Here is a 22,631-nt window from a genome sequence, read left to right as displayed (position 1 = left end):
GTGCGGGACCCAGTGCGGGGGTTCGCGGGGTGGGTGCGGGCCAGGGGCCAGGGGCCCCGGGGCGGCGCAGGGCGGGGATCAGTCCAGTACGCGGGCGAGGTACGCCTGCATCATCGCGCGGGTCTCGGCGACGATCTCGGGATCACCGGCCGGGTCGGTCCGGAAGGCCAGTTGGATGAGGGCGTCGGTGGCCTCGACGGCGACGAGGACCGCACGCTGCAGTGCGGCGTCGGGGGTCAGGCCGAGGTGCGTGGACAGCAGTTCGGTCAGGCGGGCTGCGACCTGGTGATTGGGGTCGGCCTCCGGGCCCTCGGACGGCGGCGCGGGGACGCCGAAGTCGACGAGCGCGAATCCGGGGACGCTGCGCTTCATCGCCAGGTACTCGTCGAGTACGGCGTCCACGACGGGCCGCCAGTCGGTGGCGGGGAGGCCGGCGAGACGGTCCGCGATGCCGTCGGCGTAGCGGTCCAGGTTGCGGTGGGCGAGGGCGATCGCCATGGCCCGCTTGTTGCCGAAGAAGCGGTAGACGGAGCCGATCGGCACTCCGGCGCGCAGGGCGACGGCGCGGGTACTGAGGTTCTCGTACCCGGTCTCGTCCAGCAGCTCGGCGCAGGCGTCGAGGATCCGGGCGAGCCGGTCGGCGCTGCGCTGCTGGACGGGCGTACGGCGCAGTGAGTGGGCGGGAGGCACGGGGTCCATCATGCCGCTCCTCGCTTCCGGGGTCGGCAGGGGCCTCAGTTCAGCAGGAGGCTGAGACCTCCGACGGTATACGTGATCATCAGCGCCAGCAGTGGCAGTTGGCCGGCCACCGCCTTCGCGGGCGGGAAGAGGCGTACCGAGCGGTCGTGGGCGGCGACAACGCCGAGCACGTGGCCGGTGACGACCGCGATGACCTGGAGGGCGGCGAGGGCGCCGGGACCCAGTGGTGGGGCGGGTTCGGGGGCGTTGTCAGTGCCCCATGCCATGCTTACTGTGCGTGGTCCTTCGACTACCAGGAGGGAGAAGTAGTGGGCGATGAGATAGCCGAGTGCGATCGGTACGAGTGAGTGCGCGAAGGCGGTGAGCGGACCGGGGTGCGGGCCGCTGACGAGGCGGGTGGCGGCCGCGCACAGGCAGTACAGGGCGGCGACGAGGGCGATGGAGGCGAGCAGTCCGAGCGTGGCCGCGGGGGTGCGGCCGAGGGGGGAGGTCTGGAGGGCGTTGATCCAGGAGGGGTTGTCGGAGAAGCCGTCGTAGGCGGTGGAGCCGAGCAGGACGCAGACGGTGGCGACGAGTCCGGGCCGCTCGGGCGTCGCGTCGAGTCCGTGGAAGGGGTTACGGAGGACCAGGCGGCCGTCGCTGCGACGGCCGAGGGGGGAGAGCCGGGCGAGGAGGGCGGAGTACGCCTCGAAGGCGTCTCCGTCGTCGAACCAGCGCTCGCCGAAGCGGGCGGCGAGCAGCAGCTGGACGGTGGCGTAGGTGGTGAGGGCGATGAGGAGGGTGGTGGTGGATGCGGGGTCGGGAGCGACGAGTTCGAGCCAGGTGAAGCCGAACAGCCCGGCGGCGGCGGGCCATTGGCCCAGCCGGGCGGGGAGGGGGCGGTCGGGTCCGCGGCGGCGCAGGGCCCGGGAGAGCAGGCGGTGCAGGGTGCGGAGCGGGTTGAGCAGGCGCCAGACGGGGCCGAGGAGGAGGGAGGCGGGGACGAGTCCGACCCAGAGGAGGACGTAGACGGCGCCGGGAGCGGGGTTGTGCGCGGGGTCGTCGGGACCGAGGAGGAGGTGGAGCAGGACGGCGAGTGCGGCGGCGAGCCCCAGTCCGCGCAGGGCGGTTCGGGTGGCCGGCGCGTCGGCCACCCGCTGGAGGCCGGTGGGCAGGGCGAGCCCGGAGCGCTCGCCGCGGAAGCGGGAGGTGGACCAGAGGAGGCCGAGCGCGAGGAAGGAGACGAACAGCGCGGCGAAGGCACCGGCGAAGGCGTAGAAGGGAGAGATCGGCAGATCGTGCTGGGAGCCGATCCCGTGCGCGAGCACGGCGAACGGTTCGGTCGGGTGAAGGATCACGCCCTGACCGACGCCGCCACCGCCGAGGCCCGACGCGGCGGCGCCCGCACCGCCGAAGCCGGATGCGTCGAAGCTCCATGCGCCGAAGCCCGACGCGCCGAAGCCCGACGCGCCGAGGCTCACCGCAGCCCCGCCGGGGGCTGTGTCCCACCGCCGCCCGGTGGGGTCATCGGACGAGGAGTTGGGTCAGGACGAGGCGGGACTCGTGGGTCTCGACCTCGAAGAGGCCCGTGCGGTCGGCCGTCAGGATCAGGGTGGCCTCCTGGCCTGCCGGCAGGGCGAGCTCCTTGTCGTAGCCGTGGACGTGCAGGGTGTCCGCGCGGTCGCTCGTGACACGCAGGGCGACGCGCTCCCCGCGCCGCAGCTCGGTGCGGGCGGGGGCTGGGCTGACCTTGCCGTCTCGGACGGTGAGGGTGACGGTCCGGTCGGCGTGCTGCGCGTCCGGTGACTTCGGCGCGGCCTCGGTCTCCCCGTGGCCGTGGCCCGCGGCGGCGCCCGGGGCGGCGGCGGTGAGCGGGGTCGTGGCCTCCACCGGCTTGCCGGACACCGCCCAGGCGGTGTGGTCGTCCGCGTAGAGGCGGACGGTAAGGGTGTGCGCGCCCTCGGGGACCTGCGCGGCGGGCAGGTGGAACCACGGGCCGTACAGCCGGGCGACCTTGCGTCCGTCGAGCTCCAGGTGGGCGTGGCCGGCTCCCGGGAGGGCGGCGCCGCCGGTGCTGTCGGGGGTGAAGCGGTAGTTCTTCACCGCGAGTTGGAGGTTCCAGCCGTCCTCGGAGTCCGGGCGGACGGTCAGCTGGACCTCCGGCGCGCCCTGAGCCGGGACCTCGCGCAGGCGGTGGCCGGCGCCGTCGTCCGCGGTGAGCAGGGTGCCGACGTCGCCGGAGGCCTGCTCGTGGCTGGTGCCGGGCTTGTGGTGGGTGGTGGCCCGCCCGCCGCAGCCCGTCGCCGCGCCGCACGCCAGGAGCAGGGCGAGGGCGAGCAGGGCCGCGCTGCGGGCGGCTCGGCGGGTCCTGCGGGCCGCGCGGGGCGGCGTAGGGCAGACGACGCACCGGATCTCGTCGTCGGGGTGGCCGGTCACGGCTGGCCTCCTGTGGTCGGGGCGCTCGGGAGGGGTGCGGCGGCGGTCACGGCGCCGGGTCCGGGGCGGTCGGGGTTTCGGCGGACGCCGCGGGGCCGGCCGGGGTGGGGTCGCTGGTGCCTGCGGGGGCCGCGGGGACGGTCGGGGCGGGGCCGCCGGGAACGGCGGGGACCGCGGTGGGGTCGCCTGCAGGGGCGGCGTCCGGGGCGGAGGGGCGGGCCGGGGTGCCGGGGCGGGCCGGGGTGCCGGGGCGGGCCGAGGCCACGACGGCCCACAGGATCCAGACGACGGCCACCAGGGCGCGGGCCCAGGCGGGGCTGAGGGGGGTCCAGGGGATCATCAGGACGGCCTTGTCGAAGGCGTCCAGCAGGGTGAGGGCGCCCAGCAGCAGGGTCAGGCGGGCCGGCCAGGGGCGGGTGGGCCGCAGGGCGAGGCCCACGCCCGTCCACCACAGGCCGAGCAGGAGGAGGGCGAGTGCGGGGACGAAGGTGGCGGTCATCGGCAGGGTGGAGCCGGCGACGTCCAGGACGAGGCCGGCCAGGCCCAGGAGTGTGGCCGCCGTGCCCAGCCGGGAACCGCGCAGGCGGCGCCACCACAGGACCCCGCCGACCAGCAGCAGCACCCCGGCCACGGCGAGCGCGAGCTGGGTCTCCACCCGCTCCAGGCCGCGTGCGCCGTACCAGTCGCAGCCGGCCGGGAGTTTGCGCGCCTGGACGTTGTAGTCGGCGCAGACGAGGAGCTGGACCAGCTTGACCGGTTCGCCCACCAGGCGGGCCGAGGCGCCCGAGACCTCGCCGCGCGCGGCGCCGCACTGGGGGACCGTGCCGGGGGTGGAGCCGTCGGGGCCGTCCTGCCAGCAGTTGCCGCGGCCCTGCCCGTCCCACCACACGTCCATGCCGTTGGGGCGGGAGGCGCCGGACTTGTCCTTGCCCATGACGTTCCCTGCGTACCGGTTGTGGTGGGAGGTGTCGGTCTGCTTCGACCACTTCTCCTCGCCCCGGATGAAGGCGGGGACCGCGCTGAGGAAGAAGCCCGCGCGCCGGTGCCCGTACACCCAGTTGTCCTCGTACAGGTTCCAGTTGCCGCCCGCGGTGATGATGCCGGTGCCGGGGGGCATGGAGATCTGCGGGCAGACGACGCCGCGTTCGTAGCCGCGTTCGATCGGCGGTTTGGCGCAGGTGCCGTCGGCGACGTGGTGGTAGTAGTCCTGGTTGTTGTCGTGGATCAGGTTCCGTTCGAACTTGGCGTGGTTCTGCGGCAGTCCGGGGTGGCCGGGGAAGGCGCTGTCCATCGAGGCGCCGCCCATGTTCTGGTCGAACTCGTTGTCGTGCACCCAGACCGAGTCCCCCGCGGTGCCGGAGTAACCGACCATGTTGTGGTGGCTGCGGCAGCCGGTGATCTCGATGGAGTAGCGGGGGACGTCGTAGCCGCGGCCGTCGTTGATGTTCGAGGCACTGCCGGGGTAGATGCCGGAGTCTCCGTTGCCGTACGACTCGCAGTTCTTGTAGAGCCCGTGGTCGCTGGCGAAGGTCAGGAAGCCGTACTCGTCGTTCCAGCGGGTCAGCACGTCGTCGATGACGAAGCCGTCGCCCGCGAGCACGTACAGCGAGTTGAAGGTGGTGCGCTGGGCGGTGAAGTTGCGGAAGTAGATGCCGTTGGACTTGTCGGCGCGGATGGCGTTCAGCTTCTGGTACTTGGCGTCGACGACCACGTCCAGCCGTGACGCGCCGGTGCCCTCGATCTGCAGGTTCGTCTTGCCGAGGATCGCGACGAGGTTCTGGTTGTGCCGGCACTGCGCCTGCTGCTCGTACGACAGGATCTGGTAGCCGAGCGAGGACTCGGGGGCCTTGAGTGCGGCGCACTCCCCCGTCGGCTTCGGGAGCGAGGGCTCCTCCTCGTACAGGCCGGGGAGGATCGCGATGTTCATCCCGGGCCGGTCGACGGCGTCGACGGCCTCCTGGAGGTGGCGGTAGCCGCTCTGCTCGCACCGCTCGTACAGGGCGAGGTTGCGCCGGCGGAGGTCTTCCGGGAAGGCGGAAATCCGGCGCTCGAAGGCGGGCCGGTCGGTCTTGCAGACGACCAGGTCGGGTTCCCTGTCGCGGTACTCCGGTACGGATCCGGAGCCGTCGGGGAGGGTGACCGGGCGTTCCTCGTGCGCGCGCGCGGCGGGCGCGGCGGCGAAGAGGGTCAGGAGGGCAAGGAGGGCGGCGAGGAGCGCCGCCGGCACGGCAGGGAACCTGCGGGTCCACGACATGCGCGTGAGAGTAGAGCAATGTTCATCTTTTGGGAGCCCCCTCTGCGCGAATCCGTTCCCGGCCCCCTGGATCCGATTCCCACGGCCACCCGGAACACGACTCTCCGGGACCCCGTTGACGCACGGGCCGCGGAATCCTACTGTCAGCCATAGGATTCCTTCGACGGAGCGGGAGCAGCACATGAGCGAGCAGGCCGGCAGCGAGCAGGCCAGGAAGACGGCGGAGGCACTGGAGTACCTCACCGGCTTCGGCAACGAGCACAGCTCGGAGGCCGTCCCCGGCGCCCTGCCGCTCGGCCGGAACTCGCCCCAGCGCGCCCCCCTCGGCCTCTACGCCGAGCAGCTCAGCGGCAGCGCCTTCACCGAGCCCCGCACCCACAACCGCCGCTCGTGGCTCTACCGGATCCGCCCCTCGGCCGCGCACCCGCCCTTCACCCGGATCGAGAACGGGGCCCTGCGCACCGCCCCCTTCACCGAGGCCCCGGCGGACCCGAACCGGCTGCGCTGGAACCCGCTGCCCGACCCGGCCCCCGGCACCGACTTCCTGTCCGGCCTGTGGACCCTCGGCGGCAACGGCGACGCGGCCCAGCGCGCCGGCATGGCCATCCACCTCTACGCCGCCAACGCGTCGATGACGGACCGGGTGTTCAGCGACTCCGACGGCGAGCTGCTGATCGTCCCCGAGCGCGGCGGCCTGCTCCTGCGCACCGAACTCGGCCTGCTCGCCGCCCGGCCTGGCGACATGGCCCTCATCCCGCGCGGGGTCCGCTTCCGCGTCGAGCTGCTGGACGCCGACGCCCGCGGCTACGTCTGCGAGAACTACGGCCAGCCCTTCGAGCTGCCGAACCTGGGCCCGATCGGCGCCAACGGCCTCGCCGCCGCACGCGACTTCCAGGCCCCGGTGGCCGCGTACGAGGACGTGGAGCGCCCGACCGAGGTGATCAACAAGTTCTGCGGCAACCTCTGGTCGGCCACCTACGACCACTCCCCGCTCGACGTGGTCGCCTGGCACGGCAGCCACGTCCCGTACGTCTACGACCTGCACCGTTTCAACGTCCTGGGCTCGATCAGCTACGACCACCCCGACCCGTCGATCTTCACGGTCCTGACCTCGCCCTCCGACACCCCGGGCCTGGCGGGCGTGGACTTCGTGGTCTTCGCCCCGCGCTGGCTGGTCGGCGAGGACACCTTCCGCCCGCCCTACTTCCACCGCAACGTGATGAGCGAGTACATGGGCCTCATCGAGGGCGCCTACGACGCCAAGGCCGAGGGCTTCGTCCCCGGCGGCGGCTCGCTCCACAACATGATGTCCGCGCACGGCCCGGACCGGGAGACCTTCGACCGGGCCAGCGCCGCCGAGCTGAAGCCGCAGAAGATCGACGACGGCCTGGCCTTCATGTTCGAGACCCGCTGGCCGATCACCGCCACCGCCCAGGCGGCCGGCGCCGATCACCTCCAGCGCGGCTACGACGACGTGTGGCAGGGTCTGCAGCGCCACTTCCGCGCCTGACCTGCACTGCATACCCTGCATGCGCTGCACGTCACGTCACCCCTGTCCAGCCCCGTTCGGAGATCCACCCGTGACCCCCGTGACCGCCTTCGCCCCCGACTCGCTGGTACTGAACCGGAAGCTGCCGCTCTGGTATCAGGTGTCGCAGTCACTGCGCGCCTCGATACTCGGGCGCACTCCGGACGCCTCGCTGCGCCTGCCCACCGAGGAGCAGCTCGCCGAGCACTACGGGGTGAGCGTGCTGACCATGCGGCAGGCGCTCAAGGAGCTGGAGGGCGAGGGGCTGATCAGCAGGCACCGGCGGCGCGGCACCTTCATCGAGCCGGGCGCGCTGCGCAGCACCCCGGTCCGGCTGCTGGGCTCGGTAGACGCGATCGTGGCCCAGCAGTCGGGTGATCGTACGACGATCCTCGGCCACGGGCGGACGCCCGTGGCCGGGGAGCTGCTGGAGCACTTCCCGGCCACACCGGAGGTGGTCACCTACCGCCGGCTGCGCCACGACCGCGAGAGCGGCGAGCCGACCAACTGGGCGGAGAACGCGGTCCTGCCGGAGTTCGCCGAGGCCGTGGACCTCGCCGATCTGGAGCGCTGGCCGATGACCAAGGTGCTGCGGGACGTGGCGGGCGTCCGCATCAGCCGCATCACGGACACCGTGGAGGCCCGGCTCGCCGACCCGGAGACGGCCGAGCTGCTCCAGGTCCCGCTGCTCAGCCCGATCCTGCACTACACGGGCGTGACGTACGACGAGGACGGCCGGGTGGTGGACGTGGCGCGGATCCGCTACCGCGGGGACCGGTTCTCCTTCACGGTGACGGTCGACGCGCACTGACGGGGGCCGGCAGGGGGCGGGCAGGAGGCCGGCAGGGGCGGCAGGGGGGCGGTCTACTTCTCGTCGGTCTCCGTGGTGCGCTCGCCCTCCGCCTGGGACGGCGTGGTCCGCATCGTCTGGGGGTGGCGCTCCTTGCGCTGCTTCTCGTCCATGTCCTCGTCGAGGCGCTCGCCCTCGGCCTGCGACGGAGTCGAGTATTCGTCGTACTGGCTCATGACCGTCTCCTCGGTCGATCCCGTACGTACGCCTCCCGTATGCGCACATTGCCCACATGGGCGTACATAAGGAGCGTAGCGCTTCGGCCTGGACGCAGCCCCGCCATCGGATCCCGTCGCTACCATCGGCGGCGTGAGCGAAGACGTACCGCTGCTGGACGATCTGATGCCCTGGGCCGTGGGCGGCCTGCGCCTGGGCCGGGACTGGGTGGCCGCACCCGATCCGGCGGCCCTGCGCGCCCGCTGGGCCCTCCTGACCGGCTCCGAAGGGGCCGAGCGGGAGCGGCTGTTCCGCCCGAGCCGGGTCCGCACGCCCGCCGCCGGGGCGGCCGCGCTGCCGGGCCAGCGCTCGGCGGCCACGGCCCGTTTCACCGACGCGCCCGGCGCCTGCCCCGACCCCGTACGGGTGCTCCGCGAGCCCTTCGACGAGCAGTGGCTCCTGCCCGACCAGCGGCTGATCGACACGGCCCGTCCGGAGCTCTGGCGGGTCCGGGACGAGCACCAGGTGTTCCTCGTCGAGACCCCGGACCCGCTGGTCACCGCGCACCTTCCGGCCGGCCGGCTCGGCCGGATCCGCCCGCTGCACCGGCGCCCCGGCGGCACCGAACCCAACCTCGCCCCCGGCCTGCTGCCCCTGCTGGGCGAGCGCTACGGCGGCTGGGCCACCCCCGAGGACTTCCTGTGCTGGGTCCTCGCCGCGGGCAGGCCGGGGCCGCGCGGTTACGAGGTCCCGCTCGCCGCCGATCCCGCGCGCTGGCGGACCGGCCTGGAGCTGGGGCACCGGCTGCTCACCGTCCAGCTGCGCGGGGCGCGCGGAGGTGAGCCGCCGCGGCTGCCGGGCGGCCGGCGCCCGTACGTCCGCTCGGCGGTCGGGGCGTGGCCGCACGAGCTCGCGTACGACGCCGGGAGCGAGACGCTGAGCCTCGGGAGCGGAATGGTCTCCCCCGTGCCGGCCGGGGCCTGGGAGTACGAGGCGCAGGGCGTGCGCGTGCTGGAGGCCTGGTTCGCCGCGCGCACCGCGCACCGCGGCCCGGACGCCGACGGGCTGGAGGCGCTGGGGCCCGCCGAGTGGCCGCAGAGCTGGACCTCGGAGCTGCTCGCCCTGGTGACGACCCTGGCGCTGCTGGCCGATCTGGCGCCGGAGCGGGCCGCGTTCGAGCCGGGGCCGGGCCTGTCGGCCGAGGGGCTGCGCGCGGCCGGGGTGCTTCCGCCGCCGGGCTGGTCCCGGCGGCCGGCCTCGGTGCTGGACCACCACGAGGAGGGCCCGGGCGGGCAGTTCGCGCTGCTCTGAGCCTCCGCGGGGACGAGCCCCGCCCTGGCAGACCCGCGCGGCCGAACCCGCCCCAGGCAGACCCGCGCGGCGGAACCCGCCCAGGCAGTCCCGCGCCGCCGAACCCGCACCAGCAGACCCGCGGGGCCGAACCCACACCGGCAGACCCGCGGGGCCGAACCGGCCCAGGCAGACCCGCCAGGCGGAACTCGCACCGGCAGACCCGCGCGGCGGAACCCGCACAGGCAGACCCGCGCCGGACGAACCCGCACCGACGGCTCCGCCACCGGACCAACCCGCACGGACGACGCCCGCACGCGCGCCCCTACGTACCCCAGGCCCCCAGCAGCCGCGACACCGAGCGGTCGAACACCGCGTCCATGTCCAGGCCCGCGCCCGGGACCGGGCCGCCGCCCGTGAGGGCCGCCGCCAGCCGCGGGTACTCCCCCGTGGCCAGCCGGGAGCCGAGCCAGGCCGTCCGTACGCCCTGCTCCTCCGCCTCGCTCCACGGCAGGGTCCGGGCCCGCTCGGCCAGCGCCAGCTCGCCCGCCACGTAGGCCGCGACGGTGCCGTTGACCGCGGCGACGAGCTCCAGCTTCTCGGCGTCCGGCACGTCGAGGGGCGCCAGGCAGTCCAGGCTGTGCTCCAGGTAGCGCAGGGCGTTCGGGCCGAAGCCGTACACGGGGCTCAGCAGGCGCGGCAGCCAGGGATGGCGGTGCATCAGCGCGCGCGTCTGCCGGGCCAAGGCCAGCTGGTCGGCCCGCCAGTCGCCGGTCGGCGGGGTGAACTCGTACTCCCCGCTGACCGCGTCGACCATCAGCTCGTACAGGTCCTCCTTGCGCGGCACGTAGTTGTAGAGGGACATCGTCCCCGCACCGACTCCGGCGGCCACGCGCCGCATCGAGACGGCCTCGATCCCCTCCGCGTCGGCGACGCGCACCGCCTCGGCCGCGATGGACTCGCGGCTGTGCGCCGGCCTGGGGCCGCGGCCGGCCCGTTGGGGCCTGGACCAGATCACTTCGGGTTCAGCGGGTCGCCCGCCGGCTGTCATCGCTCAGATCACCTCGTCGTCTCGCCCCCATCTTAGTTACGTACACCGTACGTAGTGAGGTACGGTGTCGCACATGACGACTACGTACGCTGTACTTAGTGAGGGTCTGGAGAAGAGCTACGGGGAGGTCCACGCCCTGCGCGGCCTCGACCTCACCGTCCCCGAGGGCACGGTCTGCGGCCTCCTCGGCCCCAACGGCGCGGGCAAGACCACCGCCGTCCGGATCCTCACCACCCTCACCGCACCCACCGCCGGGCGCGCCCTCGTCGCCGGCCACGACGTCACCCGCGAGCCCGCGGCCGTCCGCCGCGCGATCGGCGTCACCGGCCAGTACGCCTCCGTCGACGGGGACCTGACGGGCCGTGAGAACCTCCGGCTCTTCGCCCGGCTCGCCGGACTACGCGGCTCCGGGGGCCGGGCCCGCGCCGACGAACTGCTGGAGCGGTTCGGGCTCACCGAGGCCGCCGACCGGGTGGCCGCCACCTGGTCCGGCGGCATGAAGCGGCGCCTGGACCTGGCCGCCGGGCTGGTCACCCGCCCCCGGGTGCTGTTCCTCGACGAACCCACCACCGGCCTGGATCCGGCGGCCCGCGAGCAGATCTGGAGCGCGGTGCGCGAACTCGCCGAGGAGGGCACCACCGTGCTGCTCACCACCCAGTACCTGGAGGAGGCCGACCGGCTCGCCGACGACATCGTGGTCGTCGACCGCGGCCGGGTGGCCGCCACCGGCACCCCGGCCGGGCTCAAGGCCCGCATCGGCTCCTACGCGGAGGTCACGGTCACCGACCGCGCGGCGCTGTCCGGCGCCGCCTGCGTCCTCGACCAGCTCACCGGAGGCCGGCCCGTGCTCGACGAGGAGCGGCTGACCGTCGGCGTGACCGTCCTCGACAGCGGGCTCACCCTGCCGCGGATCATCCGGGAACTCGACACCGCCGGCGTGCCGGTCACCGACGCCGGCCTGCGCCCGCCCACCCTCGACGAGGTGTTCCTGCGCCTCACCCAGGCCCGTCCCGCCGACCAGGAGTACGCCGCATGAGCACCCTGCTGTCCGACGGCGGAGCCGTCTTCACCCGCCAGCTCCAGAAGGCCCGGCACGCCCCCGCGCTGCTGGTCCTCACCCAGACCATGCCGATCACCATGCTGCTGTTCTTCGGCTACGTCTTCGGCAGCGCCCTCGCCATGCCGGGCGCCGAGTACCGGGAGTTCCTGGTGCCCGGGCTGCTCGCCGCCACCGCCGCGAACGGCCTGATGACCGGCATGTTCACGGCGGCCCAGGACGCCCACCGCGGCGTGATGGACCGCTTCCGCACCCTGCCGATGAGCCGCACCGCCGTCCCGCTCGGGCAGACGGCGGCCGATCTGCTCACCACGGGCGTGTCGATGGTGCCGCTGATGCTGGTGGGGCTGGCGATGGGGTGGCGCATCGAGAACGGCCTGCCCGGCGCGCTGGGCGCCCTGGGCGTGCTGCTGCTGTTCCGCTTCGCCACGGCGTGGGTGGGCACGTACCTCGGACTGCTGAGCAGGAGCGAGGAGGCGGCGGGCCAGCTCGGCAGCGCCACCTTCGTCCTGCCGATGCTGTCCAGCGCCTACCTGCCGACCGCGGGGCTGCCCGGGTGGCTGCGCGCGGTCGCCGAGTGGAACCCGATCAGCGCCGTCGCCACCGCCGTGCGCGAGCTGTGCGGGAACGCCGGGGCCGAGGCGGCCGCGGGCGCGGCCTGGCCCGCGGCGCATCCGGTGGCCGGGGCCCTGCTGTGGTCGGTGCTGCTCCTCGCGCTGTTCGTGCCGCTGGCCACGCGCAGGTTCGCCCGCGGGGAGGCGGCGCGCGGATGACGCATGTCACCACCGCGTGTGGTGACAGTGGCCGCCCGAGCCGGTAGGCAGGGCCCATGGCTACCGAAACGGCTCCCGAACCGGCCTCCGAACCGCTCCCGCTGGACGGCATCACCGTCGTCGCCGTCGAACAGGCCGTCTCGGCCCCCTTCGCCACCCGGCAGCTCGCCGACCTCGGCGCCCGGGTGATCAAGGTCGAGCGTCCCGACGGCGGCGACTTCGCGCGAGGCTACGACACCGCCGCGCACGGCCTCGCCTCGCACTTCGTCTGGGCCAACCGGGGCAAGGAGTCGATCGCGCTCGACCTGAAGGACCCGCGCGGCCGGGAGGTCCTGCACGGCCTGCTGGCCGGCGCCGACGTGTTCGTCCAGAACCTCGCGCAGGGCGCCGCCGCCCGGCTCGGCCTCGACTCGGCCGCGCTGTGCGCGCGTTACCCGCGGCTGGTCGCCGTGGACGTCTCCGGCTACGGCCCCGAGGGCCCGTACGCCCACAAGCGCGCCTACGACATGCTCGTGCAGTGCGAGGCGGGACTGGTCTCGGTGACCGGAACCCCGGAGCAGCCCGTCAAGGCGGGGATCCCCGCGGCGGACATCGCGGCGGCCATGTACGCCTTCTCGGGCGTCCTCGCCGCGCTGCTGCGCCGGGGGGTCACCGGGCGCGGGGGCAGGGTGGAGGTGTCCATGCTGGACGCGCTGGCCGAGTGGATGGGGCATCCGCTGCACCACACGATGCACGGCGGGGAGCAGCCCGTACGCACCGGACTCGCGCACGCGGTGATCGCGCCCTACGACGCCTACCCAACGGCCGACGGGGACCGGGTGCTGTTGTCGGTGCAGAACGACCGCGAGTGGCGCCGGCTCGCACAACAGGTTCTGGACCAGCCCGAGTTGGCGGAAGATCCGGCGTACGCGACCAACACGGCACGCACCGCGAACCGGGAGAAGACCGACGCGGTCGTGGCGGAGGCACTGGGGCGGCTGGGCGCGGACGAGGCGATCGGCCGGCTGGAGGCGGCGGGGATCGCCTGCGCGCGGCTGAACTCGGTGGCACAGCTGGCCGGGCATCCGCAGCTGGCGGCCCGGGACCGCTGGCGGGAGGTGGGGTCACCGGCCGGACCGCTGCGGGCCCTGCTACCGCCGATCGGGCTGCCGGGCGGCGCGGCACCGCACATGGGTGCGGTGCCCGCGCTGGGCGAACACACCGAATCCCTGCTGCGCGCCCTGGGGATGGCGGACGCGCAGATCTCGGAACTGCGCCGGGACGGTGTGATCGGGTAGGGCCGGGAAGCCGCAGGCCCGAGGGCGAGCGGCCGCGGTGCGGGGACGGTTACGAACGGCGGCTGCCGAAGAGCGTGCGACGCAGACGGCGCAGCGGCGCGAAGAGCGAGACGCGCGCGCTCCGGCTCCGCAGACGGTGCGTGTGGTCGCGGGAGGTGAGCTCGCGCATCAGCAGCGTCGCCTCCGCGGTCTCCCGGTGCGGGACGGCGGGTCCGCCCAGCACGGCGAGATGGCGGTCGAGGCGCGAACTGCTCGCACCGCTGCCGCAGGTGATGGCAGGCACGCGAGGCGGCCTGCTGCGCATAGCTATCTGTTCCATGTTCTCTCCCCACCCGTACGAGGGCACCCGGCCCGGGCAGGTTAACCCTATCGCCCCCGCGTCGCCCCCGGGTATCCCGGTGGTGTGAATTACCCCTATGGGGACGGGTAGTTGACGATTACTCAGCGGAGTCGACCGTCACTCTCCGCACAGACGTGACGCTGCGGAAGGTCGCGCCGCGGGTCCCGTCACGACCGGAGCCACTTGGCGCGCACTGCGCTAACTTGGAGTGATCGCCCGATGACACGCGGGCGCACGGTGACGCACTCGGGGGGCCCGTGTGAGTGAGGAATCGAACTCCGATCGCGTCGTGTCGGGGCGCTACCGGCTGCTCGAACCGATCGGCCGCGGCGGGATGGGCATCGTGTGGCGGGCCCGGGACGAGGTGCTGGCCCGCGACGTGGCCGTCAAAGAGGTACGGGCACCCGCCGGACTGGACCCCGCCGAACTGCAGCGCATGTACCGGCGGCTGGAGCGGGAGGCCTGGGCCGCGGCCCGCGTCTCGCACCGCGGGGTGGTCACCGTCTACGACGTGGCGTCCGAGGACGGGCGGCCCTGGATCGTGATGGAGCTGGTGCGCGGGCTCTCGCTGGCCGACGTACTGGAGGCCGAGGGGCCGATGAGCCCGCAGCGCGCCGCGCACATCGGGGAACAGGTGCTGGCCGCGCTGCGTTCCGCGCACGAGGCGGGGGTGCTGCACCGGGACGTGAAGCCGGGCAACGTGCTGATCGCCAATGACGGCCGGGTGGTGCTCAGCGACTTCGGGATCGCGAGCCTGGAGGGCTCCTCCGCGATCACCATGACGGGCGAGGTGGTCGGCTCCCCCGAATTCCTCGCGCCCGAACGGGCGTTGGGACGCGATCCGGGACCGGGGTCGGACCTGTGGTCGCTCGGGGTCATGCTCTACGCGGCCGTCGAGGGGGTCACGCCGTTCCGGCAGGCCACGCCGCTGGACACCCTGCGGGCCGTGGTGGACGCGGAGTTGCCGCCGCCGCGCCGGGCCGGGCCGCTGGAGCCCGTACTGGAGGGGCTGCTGCGCAAGGACCCGGCCGAGCGGCTGCCCGCGGCGGAGGCGGCCCGGATGCTGCGGGTGGTGGGCGCGGGCGGGTCCGTACGGGCCTCCGGCGGGCCGGTGTCGGGCCCGGACTCACCGACGGCCGTCGCGCACCACGGGCACGAGCCGCGGGGCGGCGGGGTACCGCCGGGCCGGGGGGCGTTCGGCACGCAGGGGGCACCGGCGGCTCCGTACGGGCAGCCGACGCCGCCGATGCCCGTACCCGCACCGGAGCGCGAGGGCCGGGCCGGGCTGGTGCTGGCCGCGGGGATCGCGGTACTGGCGCTCGCCCTGGTCGCGCTGGGATGGGTGTTGCTGAAGGACCGCGGGGACTCGGACGGCCGCGGCGGCGGCGCGGGGGTTCCGACGGGCGCGGCGACCACGGCCCAGACCGTCACCACGAGCCCCTCGGCCGCTCCGTCCGCCTCGCCGCCGGCCTCGGCCTCGGCCTCGGCTTCCGCCTCGGCCACCGCGGGGCAGCACCTCTCGGTGTACGTCGTCGCCGTGCGCTCGGCCTACACGGGCAGCTGTCCGCCGCCCGAGGACCACGCGCCCGCCTTCACCGCCACCGTCGAGGTGGAGCGGATCCCGGTGGTGCTGGAGTACCGCTGGGCCACGCGCAGCGGGCGGACCTCCGGCCCCGGCTGGCAGTCCGTCACGTACGAGGCGGGCGGGCCGCGGAGCCGGCAGCTGGAGCACTTCGAGCTCGCGCACGTCCCGGACGCGACCTTCGAGGACGAGGTCCGGCTGGAGGTGCGCAAGCCGGCGGAGGTGACCACCCGGTGGGTGGCCACCTCCGTGACGTGCGGGAAGGAGAACCCGACCGCCGGGCCCTCCTCCCCCGCGGCGAGCACGTCACCACCTTCGCCCACGGCGAGCGCGGCGGCGAGCCCCGCGGCCGGCCGGGCGGATCAGGCCGCGCTGGTGAAGACGGGCAGGTAGCCGCCGGACTGTCCGGCGGCGGTCGGGTGGTACGACTCGCCGATGTTCAGCCAGTTGACGCTGTGCAGCCACGCGTTGCCGGAGCAGATCTCGTGGCCCGTGAAGGCTCCGGCGACCGAGGCGAAGGTGAAGCCGTGGTCGGCGGCGCGTTTGGCGATGGCGGCGTTGAGGTGGTCGGCGGCGCCGTTGATGGCGGCGCGCTCGCCCTCGGTGAGGCCGGTGGTGCAGGTGCCGCTCAGCTTGTAGAAGCGGGGATAGCCGAGGACGACGACCCGGGCGGCGGGCGACCGGCTGTCGATGGCGTTGTAGACCTGGTCGAGCCGGCCGGGGAGGGTGGAGTCCACGTAGGCCTTGGCCTGGTTCACGCGGCTGACGCAGGTGGATTCGGACTGGAGCACACAGGTCGTCATGACGTCGGAGAATCCGGCGTCGTTGCCGCCGATGGTGATGCTGACCAGGTCGGTGCCGGAGTTGAGCGGGGTGAGCTGGTTGGCGAGGACATCGTCCGTACGAGCGCCCGAGCAGGCGGTGAAGGAGAAGGTCTGGGGGGAATGGGCGGCGGCCCAGAGGGCCGGGTAGGCGCGGGGGGTGCGCTTGCAGTTGCCGCTCGCGCCGTCGTAGCTTCCGGCGCCGACGCCGGAGGAGTACGAGTCGCCCAGGGCGACGTAGCCGAAGTCGGCGGCGGCGGTGGCTTGGGAGGCGCCGAACAGGGCGGCGCCCGCGGCGAGTAACAGGGAGGAGGTGAGGGCAGCGAAGCGCGACAGTCTCATGCTCATGTGTGCGGCTCCTTGTGGGGGTTACTCCTGAGTCCGTGGTACAAGCAACCGAGGCTGGCTGGAAGTGTCCATGCCAAGAATGTTCGGAGCAGATCGCGGCCCGAATCTTCACTCCGCATGCGTTTGAAGAGGGAACTTGGCCACCCGATCCGGCGAAACACGGGTGCACGAGGGCACGGTGTGCCGGATCATGGGCGCCATGCCAGCCAACCCGCATGACGCGCTGCCGATCCGGCTCAACGTCGACGACAGCGACTCGCCGTCGGACGTCGTCGATGCGCTGTTCCTCGGCCGGTTCGCCTCCGGTGAGCAGCCGTACTCGCACAGCGTGTCGATCGAGCGGGTCAAGGCGGACGCGACCCTCCTGCCGCCGGAGGCCGCGGTGTTGCGCTCGGCGCGCGACAGCGACCGCAGCGCCATCCTCGCCGAGGGCGAGGGCTGGACCGTGCTCGTCTCCCGCTGGAGCCGCGGCGCGGACGTGACCGTGACGGCGATCAGCGACGAACTCGCGGAAAAGGTGCTCGGCGAGGCCACGGAAGGGGTGCAGGACGAACCCGAACCGCAGCCGGAGAACGTCACGATGGGCTTCTGGTACGTCTCCCCGCGCCGCGGACCGTACCGGACGACCCGCCAGATCGCCGCCGGGACCTGGGCGGAGGTGCGGCCGAACTACACCGCGCCGGTGGCCGGGGCGATGGACCGGCTGATGAAGGTGACCCCGGACGACATCGCGGGCCGGCTGCTCCTGCTGCACGGTCCGCCGGGCACGGGCAAGACCTCCGCCCTGCGCACACTGGCCCGGTCCTGGCGGGACTGGTGCCAGGTGGACTGCGTACTGGACCCGGAGCGGCTGTTCAACGACGTGGGCTACCTGATGGACATCGCGATCGGCGAGGACGAGGGCACGTCGAAGGGCCGCTGGCGGCTGCTGCTGCTGGAGGACTGCGACGAGCTGATCCGCGGCGAGGCGCGGCACACCGCGGGGCAGGCGCTGTCACGGCTGCTGAACCTGACGGACGGGCTGCTGGGGCAGGGCCGCAACGTGCTGGTCGGCGTGACGACCAACGAGGACCTGGAACGGCTCCACCCGGCGGTGGTCCGGCCGGGGCGCTGCCTGGCCCGCATCGAGGTCGGCCGGCTGACCCACCGGGAGGCGGTGGACTGGCTGGGGACCGACGAGGGCGTCTCCCGCGAGGGCGCCAGCCTGGCGGAACTCTTCGCCCTGCGGCGCGGCGCGGGCCCTGCCGCGATCCTGCCGCCGCAGCCGCACAGCTCGGAGGCGGGGCTGTACCTGTAGCCGGCGCCTCAGCCCCGCCGGCGTTTGAGGCGCGGGCGCGGAGCGCCGCAGGGGGTCCGGGGGGGGCGGAGCCCCGCAGGGGGTCCGGGGCGGAGCGCCGGCCGTCAGCGGGCGGCGTACCGGGCCCGGAGGGCTTCGGTGGCGGCCGCGACCGCCTCGGCCTGGGTGAGGCCCAGCCGATGGGCACGCTCCGCATAGGCCTGCGCGGCGGACGCGGCCTCGCGGGAGGCCCCCTCGCCCGCCGCCGCGACGAAGGTCCCGTTCCGGCCCCGCGTCTCGATCACCCCGTCCGCCTCCAGCGCCCGGTACGCCTTCGCCACGGTGTTCGCGGCCAGCCCGAGCTCCTCCGCCAGCCCCCGTACCGTCGGCAGTTTGAAGCCGGCCGGCAGCTTCCCCGATCGGGCCCGGTCCGCGATCTGCGCGCGCAGCTGTTCGTACGGGGCGGCCGACCCGGCCGAGCCGTCGAGAGTGATCTTCAGGTTTGTCGAGGTCACGCGGGTGATTGTCCCCCATCGCCGGTTAATTGGGAGGCGTCCGCGCGAAAGCGCCCGTAGCGTCTGCCGCATGATCGCATCGATCCGCGACCTCCGCCCTGGCGACCTCTCGGACGCGGCGTCCGTCGTGCGCGTCCGTCGTGCGGTCCTGCCCTTCATGATCAGCACCGCCGAGGACGTGGCCTACGAGCTGTCCTGCGCCCACCCCGCGAGCCACCACCGCGTCCTCGTCGCCGAGACCCCGGGCGGCGAGGTCGTCGGCACGGCCGATACCGGTATCGCCCACGACAGCCCGGAGCCCGGCCAGGGGTACGTCAACGTGTACGTCGCCCAGGCCCACCGGGGTCTGGGCGCCGGCCTGCTCCTGCTCCGCACGGCCGAGGAGCACCTCGCGGCGCGGGGCGCGGTTGACGCGTACGCCTGGGTGCTCGACGAGCCCGCGCACCGCGCCTTCGCCGAGCGGCGCGGCTACCGCCCCAGCCGGTCCGCGCACTTCCTGCGCCTGGACCTGGCAGCGGCCGCGCTGCCCGCGCTCCCGCAGCCGCTGCCGGCCGGGGTCGAACTGCGTCCGGGCTCGGCCTTCGCCGCCGGCCCCCGGCCGCTCTTCGAGGCCGACGCCGAGACGATGGCCGACGAACCGGGTGACATCGCTGCCGAGTTCGACGACTACGAGGACTGGCTCAGGCACACGTGGAACATCCCCTCCCTCGACAAGGAGCTCACCACAGTCGTGCTGGTCGACGGGGTGGTGGCCGCCTTCACTCTCGCCCGGACCGACGGCGCCACCCGCTACGCCTCGGGGATGACCGGCACCCTGCGCGCCTTCCGCGGGCGGGGGCTGGCCAAGCTCGCCAAGACGGCGTCCCTGCACCGGGCCCGCACGGCCGGGTACACCGAGGCCTTCACCGGCAACGACGCCGGCAACGCTCCGATGCTGGCCGTCAACAAGGGGTTCGGGTACGAGATCCGCGCGACCGAGACGCGCTACACGAAGAGACTCACGAAGCAACGCGCGCAGGAACGCACGAAGGAGCGGGAGACACCGTGACCGAGCAGCTGACCGTCGTCCTGACCAAGGCCGGACGGACCAAGATCCGCTATCCGGCGGCGCGGGTCGCCGACGACGGCGACCGGATCTCCGTACGCGCCCCCTGGGCGGCCGAGGGCGTGCGGGACTTCGGCTTCGTCCGCTTCGAGCCGGGCGACGTGTTCGTCGAGCACTTCTGGCGCACGCGCTGGTACGCGGTCAAGGAGGTGTGGACCGGCGACGGCGTCCTCAAGGGCTGGTACTGCGACGTGACCCGCCCGGCCCTGGTGCGGGCCGGGGAAATCCTCGTGGAGGACCTGGACCTCGACCTGTGGGTCTCGGCGGACGGAACGTCCGTCCTGCGGCTGGACGAGGACGAGTTCGCCGAGAGCGGGCTCGCCGAGAGCGACCCGGAGGCGGCCGCCCAGGCCGTCCGGGCCCTCGACGCCCTGGACGACCAGGCCCGCTCGACGGCCGGCCTGCGCGCCCTCCTCCCGTAGGACGGCCGGGCGCGGCAGGTCGCTACCCGTACCGCCCCGCCCGGCCTACGCGTCCTCGTCGAAGAACCCGGCCTCCACCTCAAGAGCGAGCCGCTGCAGGACCTCGATCGCGGAGACGTCCGTCTGGCCGCTGTCGTGCTCGATGGCGAGGCTCGTGAAGGCCAGGCTGAACCCGGCGACCATGGTCTGCAGGGCGGGTCCGAGGGCCTGCGCGACCAGGCGGGCGACCTGCTCGGGGGACGAGTCGGCCGGCACGCTGATCGAGGGCAGCATCTCGTTCAGCAGGTTCGTGACCACGCGGGTATCCGTTTCCGGGCCGTCGTCGTCCTCGCCTGCCTCCGCCGCCCGGCGGATCTCCTGGGCCTCCGTGAGGATGCCGATGACTCGTTTGAGAACCTCTGCTCGCCTCATCCCCGGAGCGTAGCCCCCACACCCGGCCCCCAACCCACGCGAAGCCCGCTTCCCGAGCCCGTCCTCACCCACCCTCAAGAGGACCGTAACGAGCCCGTCCGGCCTGGGCACCGTGCAGAGTGTGCTCCTGGATCGCTTCTCGGGGCAGGCCCGCCTCGTGAATTCAGCCCCCAGCCTTGGCGTGGAAGGCCCTGGGAGCCCGCTTCCTGAGGCGGCTCTTGTCCCTGCCTTAAGGGGATCCTAAGGATCCGCTCCAGGGGGTCGGAGCAGGCGAAAGGCGTGGTGCGGGGGGCTAGCTTGGCCGGGCCAGGACAGGAAGGGCCGCACGTGGCGCCGCCGGGGGGCGGCGCCGCGGGGCCCGATTCCGTTCCGCTGGCGCGCCCCTGCCTTGTGCCCGAAGGAGATCCACCCATGCCCGCACGCCGCCGTACCGTGACGCTGACCCGTATCGCCTCCGCGGGTTTCGCCCCGCTGGCGCTGGCCGCCTACGCCGCCGCTCCCGCGGTCGCGCACGGCTCGATGACGGACCCGGTCAGCCGGGTGGCGGCGTGCTACGCGGAGGGGCCGGAGTCGCCGAAGTCGGCGGCCTGCAAAGCGGCCGTGGCGTCCAGCGGGGCGCAGGCGTTCTACGACTGGAACGCCGTGAACATCGCCAACGCGGCCGGGCACCACCAGGCGTTGATCCCGAACGGTCAGCTGTGCTCCGCCGGCAACGACAAGTACCAGGGGCTGGACCTGGCCCGGGCCGACTGGCCGGCCAGCCCGATGACGGCCGGTGCGCACACCTTCCGTTACAAGGGGACGGCCCCGCACAAGGGTTCCTTCGAGCTGTACGTGACGAAGGACGGGTACGACCCGACGAAGCCGCTGAAGTGGTCCGACCTGGAGCCCGCGCCGTTCGCGAAGGCCACGGACCCCGGCATGCAGAACGGCGACTACGTCTTCTCGGGGACCGTCCCGAACAAGTCCGGCCGCCACCTGATCTACAGCATCTGGCGGCGCTCGGACAGTCCGGAGGCCTTCTACACCTGCTCGGACGTGGTCTTCGGCAAGGACAACGGGGGCGGCGGCAACGGGGGCGGCGGCACGCCCAGCGGCACGCCCAGCACGGCGGCGTCCGCGTCGGCGAGTGCCAAGCCCGGCACCGGCACCGGCACCGGCACCGGGTCCAAGCCGTCCGACAAGCCGTCCGACCAGCCCTCGGCCCCGACGGACCAGCAGATCGCCGCGGGTGCGGACAAGTCCACCGTCGAGCACAACGGCCACGGCGACAACGACCCGAAGACGAACGGCAGCACCGCCGCCGCCGTCCCGTTCCCCTCGCAGTCCACTGCCGGCAGCAACCTCGCGGAGACCGGCGGCAACGGCGCCACCCCGGCGATCGCGATCGCCGGGGCCGGCGCCCTGGCCGTCGGCGCGGCCGTGCTGTTCGGACTGGCCCGCCGCCGTGCGACGACGGCAGGCCGCCACGGCCGCTAGCTCACCCGTGCACCGGTGAACGCCGCGGACCGCCCGCCGCCGCCCGTCAGTCGAAGACGGAGGCGCAGGTGGTCCGTTCGGCGTGCGCCGGGTCGAGGGCGTTGAGGGCCTCGTGCCAGGCGATCCGGTCGGTGAGTCCGATGGCGACGTGCTCCGAGAGGTCCAGCACGCACAGGTCCTGGAGTACGACGTTCCGTACGTTCGGCCCGTCCAGGAACGCGCTCCGGTACGGCGTGACCACCTCGTCGTACTTGGTGGCGATCACCGTGTACTTCACCCCCGGCACGGTGTCCCCGCCCGCGTTCAGCTTCTGCTGGAAGGCGGATCCGGCGATCTGGTCGGCGAGGCCCGGGGTCGCCGTGCTGATCAGGTCCTCGGCCCCGGGGAAGTACGGGAGGAGCTTGGTGAATCCGAGCAGGGTGGTGCCGTGGTTGTCGGGTGCGAGTCCGACCAGCGCGTTGACCTTCTCGGCGCCGCCGAGGAACTTCAGGTAGTAGCGCGGCATCATGCCGCCCTGCGAGTGGCCGATGATGTCGGTCTTGGCGGAGCCGGTGGAGGCGAGCACCTTGTCGACGAAGACGTCGAGCTGGCCGGCGGACTTGTCGATGGGGCCGAGCCCGTTGAAGAAGGGCACGCCGGGCAGCTGCCCGTAGTCGAGGGAGTAGACGCAGTACCCGCGGTGCACGAGGTACGGCGCGAGTCCGAGCCAGTTGTCGACGGAGTTGCCGAAGGTGCCGTGGACGAGGACGACGGGGCGCGGGTGCGCGGCGGACGGCTTGCACGACCAGTTGTTCCAGCCGCTGCTGGGGGCGGACGCGGCCTGCGCTGCGCCGGTGGGGGCGACGAGCGCGGCGGCGGTGAGGGCGAGGACGGCCAGCGGGCGGAGCAGGCGTCTCCAGGGCAGCATCGTGTGATCTCCTTGCGGTTCGACTCAAGGGGATGGGGCGTGGGGGTTCGTCCCGTGATCCGGATCACAAGGGGG

Annotated in this window: 22 protein-coding genes; 11 read left to right on the top strand and 11 right to left on the bottom strand. The window is 73.6% G+C overall.

Annotated elements, in window-relative coordinates:
* Positions 1-78: 78 nt before the first annotated feature.
* From ACZ4VT_RS26255 to ACZ4VT_RS26240, 4 genes are all read right to left on the bottom strand, one after another.
* Positions 79-699, bottom strand: a complete 621-nt coding sequence (locus ACZ4VT_RS26255; RefSeq protein WP_351589176.1) for a TetR/AcrR family transcriptional regulator — start codon at positions 697-699, stop codon at positions 79-81.
* 35 nt (positions 700-734) lie between these two features.
* Positions 735-2,036: a hypothetical protein gene (locus ACZ4VT_RS26250; protein ID WP_467953258.1), complete on the bottom strand. Its 1,302-nt coding sequence runs from the start codon at positions 2,034-2,036 to the stop codon at positions 735-737.
* Positions 2,037-2,202: 166 nt separating this feature from the next.
* Positions 2,203-3,018, bottom strand: a complete 816-nt coding sequence (locus ACZ4VT_RS26245) for a cupredoxin domain-containing protein (protein WP_467953257.1) — start codon at positions 3,016-3,018, stop codon at positions 2,203-2,205.
* Between the two features lie 142 nt (positions 3,019-3,160).
* Positions 3,161-5,368, bottom strand: a complete 2,208-nt coding sequence (locus ACZ4VT_RS26240; protein ID WP_467953184.1) for a right-handed parallel beta-helix repeat-containing protein — start codon at positions 5,366-5,368, stop codon at positions 3,161-3,163.
* 181 nt (positions 5,369-5,549) lie between these two features.
* Between ACZ4VT_RS26240 and hmgA the strand changes: the two genes are divergently transcribed.
* Both hmgA and ACZ4VT_RS26230 read left to right on the top strand, forming a co-directional pair.
* Positions 5,550-6,878, top strand: a complete 1,329-nt coding sequence (gene hmgA / locus ACZ4VT_RS26235) for a homogentisate 1,2-dioxygenase (protein ID WP_467953182.1) — start codon at positions 5,550-5,552, stop codon at positions 6,876-6,878.
* Between the two features lie 79 nt (positions 6,879-6,957).
* Positions 6,958-7,707 (top strand): GntR family transcriptional regulator, encoded by a 750-nt coding sequence (locus ACZ4VT_RS26230; protein ID WP_467953255.1) that lies wholly within the window; start codon positions 6,958-6,960, stop codon positions 7,705-7,707.
* A 53-nt stretch (positions 7,708-7,760) separates the two neighbouring features.
* Here ACZ4VT_RS26230 and ACZ4VT_RS26225 read toward each other — a convergent pair whose 3' ends face one another.
* On the bottom strand, positions 7,761-7,922 hold the full coding sequence (locus ACZ4VT_RS26225) for a hypothetical protein (protein WP_467953180.1): 162 nt from the start codon (positions 7,920-7,922) through the stop codon (positions 7,761-7,763).
* A gap of 166 nt (positions 7,923-8,088) precedes the next feature.
* On the opposite strand from ACZ4VT_RS26225, the gene ACZ4VT_RS26220 reads away from it, so the two are divergent.
* Positions 8,089-9,213: a type ISP restriction/modification enzyme gene (locus ACZ4VT_RS26220; protein WP_467953254.1), complete on the top strand. Its 1,125-nt coding sequence runs from the start codon at positions 8,089-8,091 to the stop codon at positions 9,211-9,213.
* Positions 9,214-9,517: 304 nt separating this feature from the next.
* On the opposite strand, the gene ACZ4VT_RS26215 is transcribed toward ACZ4VT_RS26220, so the two are convergent.
* Entirely contained in the window at positions 9,518-10,243 is a 726-nt protein-coding gene (locus ACZ4VT_RS26215) for a TetR/AcrR family transcriptional regulator (RefSeq protein WP_467953178.1), read from the bottom strand.
* A 73-nt stretch (positions 10,244-10,316) separates the two neighbouring features.
* On the opposite strand from ACZ4VT_RS26215, the gene ACZ4VT_RS26210 reads away from it, so the two are divergent.
* Genes ACZ4VT_RS26210 through ACZ4VT_RS26200 form a run of 3 tightly spaced genes read left to right on the top strand, consistent with a single transcriptional unit; the run spans position 10,317 to position 13,350 of the window.
* A complete protein-coding gene (locus tag ACZ4VT_RS26210; protein ID WP_467953176.1) occupies positions 10,317-11,279 on the top strand; it encodes an ATP-binding cassette domain-containing protein in 963 nt (320 codons plus the stop codon).
* Positions 11,276-12,073, top strand: a complete 798-nt coding sequence (locus ACZ4VT_RS26205; protein ID WP_404960912.1) for an ABC transporter permease — start codon at positions 11,276-11,278, stop codon at positions 12,071-12,073. Before ACZ4VT_RS26210 ends, ACZ4VT_RS26205 begins: the two co-directional genes overlap by 4 nt.
* Before the next feature lie 56 nt (positions 12,074-12,129).
* Positions 12,130-13,350 (top strand): CaiB/BaiF CoA transferase family protein, encoded by a 1,221-nt coding sequence (locus ACZ4VT_RS26200; protein ID WP_467953174.1) that lies wholly within the window; start codon positions 12,130-12,132, stop codon positions 13,348-13,350.
* A 49-nt stretch (positions 13,351-13,399) separates the two neighbouring features.
* On the opposite strand, the gene ACZ4VT_RS26195 is transcribed toward ACZ4VT_RS26200, so the two are convergent.
* Entirely contained in the window at positions 13,400-13,669 is a 270-nt protein-coding gene (locus tag ACZ4VT_RS26195) for a hypothetical protein (protein WP_319731741.1), read from the bottom strand.
* Between the two features lie 280 nt (positions 13,670-13,949).
* On the opposite strand from ACZ4VT_RS26195, the gene ACZ4VT_RS26190 reads away from it, so the two are divergent.
* Positions 13,950-15,665 carry a serine/threonine-protein kinase gene (locus tag ACZ4VT_RS26190; RefSeq protein ID WP_467953172.1) on the top strand — a complete coding sequence of 572 codons (1,716 nt, stop codon included), beginning with the start codon at positions 13,950-13,952 and terminating at the stop codon, positions 15,663-15,665.
* On the opposite strand, the gene ACZ4VT_RS26185 is transcribed toward ACZ4VT_RS26190, so the two are convergent.
* Positions 15,635-16,435, bottom strand: a complete 801-nt coding sequence (locus ACZ4VT_RS26185; RefSeq protein ID WP_467953253.1) for an SGNH/GDSL hydrolase family protein — start codon at positions 16,433-16,435, stop codon at positions 15,635-15,637. The genes ACZ4VT_RS26190 and ACZ4VT_RS26185 overlap by 31 nt on opposite strands.
* A 205-nt stretch (positions 16,436-16,640) precedes the next feature.
* Here ACZ4VT_RS26185 and ACZ4VT_RS26180 point away from each other — a divergent pair, with 205 nt between their 5' ends.
* A complete protein-coding gene (locus ACZ4VT_RS26180) occupies positions 16,641-17,738 on the top strand; it encodes a DUF5925 domain-containing protein (protein WP_467953170.1) in 1,098 nt (365 codons plus the stop codon).
* 104 nt (positions 17,739-17,842) lie between these two features.
* On the opposite strand, the gene ACZ4VT_RS26175 is transcribed toward ACZ4VT_RS26180, so the two are convergent.
* Positions 17,843-18,232, bottom strand: a complete 390-nt coding sequence (locus ACZ4VT_RS26175) for a GntR family transcriptional regulator (RefSeq protein ID WP_351589090.1) — start codon at positions 18,230-18,232, stop codon at positions 17,843-17,845.
* Positions 18,233-18,302: 70 nt separating this feature from the next.
* Between ACZ4VT_RS26175 and ACZ4VT_RS26170 the strand changes: the two genes are divergently transcribed.
* Both ACZ4VT_RS26170 and ACZ4VT_RS26165 read left to right on the top strand, forming a co-directional pair.
* Positions 18,303-19,280: a GNAT family N-acetyltransferase gene (locus tag ACZ4VT_RS26170; protein ID WP_467953168.1), complete on the top strand. Its 978-nt coding sequence runs from the start codon at positions 18,303-18,305 to the stop codon at positions 19,278-19,280.
* Positions 19,277-19,759 (top strand): ribonuclease FAU-1 family protein, encoded by a 483-nt coding sequence (locus ACZ4VT_RS26165; protein ID WP_467953166.1) that lies wholly within the window; start codon positions 19,277-19,279, stop codon positions 19,757-19,759. Before ACZ4VT_RS26170 ends, ACZ4VT_RS26165 begins: the two co-directional genes overlap by 4 nt.
* A 45-nt stretch (positions 19,760-19,804) precedes the next feature.
* Here ACZ4VT_RS26165 and ACZ4VT_RS26160 read toward each other — a convergent pair whose 3' ends face one another.
* The gene (locus ACZ4VT_RS26160) at positions 19,805-20,170 is read right to left on the bottom strand and encodes a hypothetical protein (RefSeq protein WP_467953164.1); all 366 of its coding nucleotides are present in this window, start codon (positions 20,168-20,170) and stop codon (positions 19,805-19,807) included.
* Between the two features lie 411 nt (positions 20,171-20,581).
* On the opposite strand from ACZ4VT_RS26160, the gene ACZ4VT_RS26155 reads away from it, so the two are divergent.
* A complete protein-coding gene (locus ACZ4VT_RS26155) occupies positions 20,582-21,649 on the top strand; it encodes a lytic polysaccharide monooxygenase auxiliary activity family 9 protein (RefSeq protein WP_467953162.1) in 1,068 nt (355 codons plus the stop codon).
* Positions 21,650-21,695: 46 nt separating this feature from the next.
* Here the strand turns inward: ACZ4VT_RS26155 and ACZ4VT_RS26150 are convergent, their stop codons facing one another.
* The gene (locus ACZ4VT_RS26150) at positions 21,696-22,556 is read right to left on the bottom strand and encodes an esterase/lipase family protein (RefSeq protein ID WP_467953160.1); all 861 of its coding nucleotides are present in this window, start codon (positions 22,554-22,556) and stop codon (positions 21,696-21,698) included.
* Between the last annotated feature and the right edge of the window lie 75 nt (positions 22,557-22,631).

This window comes from Streptomyces sp. NPDC029164, from assembly GCF_055563995.1.
This window is presented reverse-complemented; position numbering and strand designations above follow the sequence as displayed.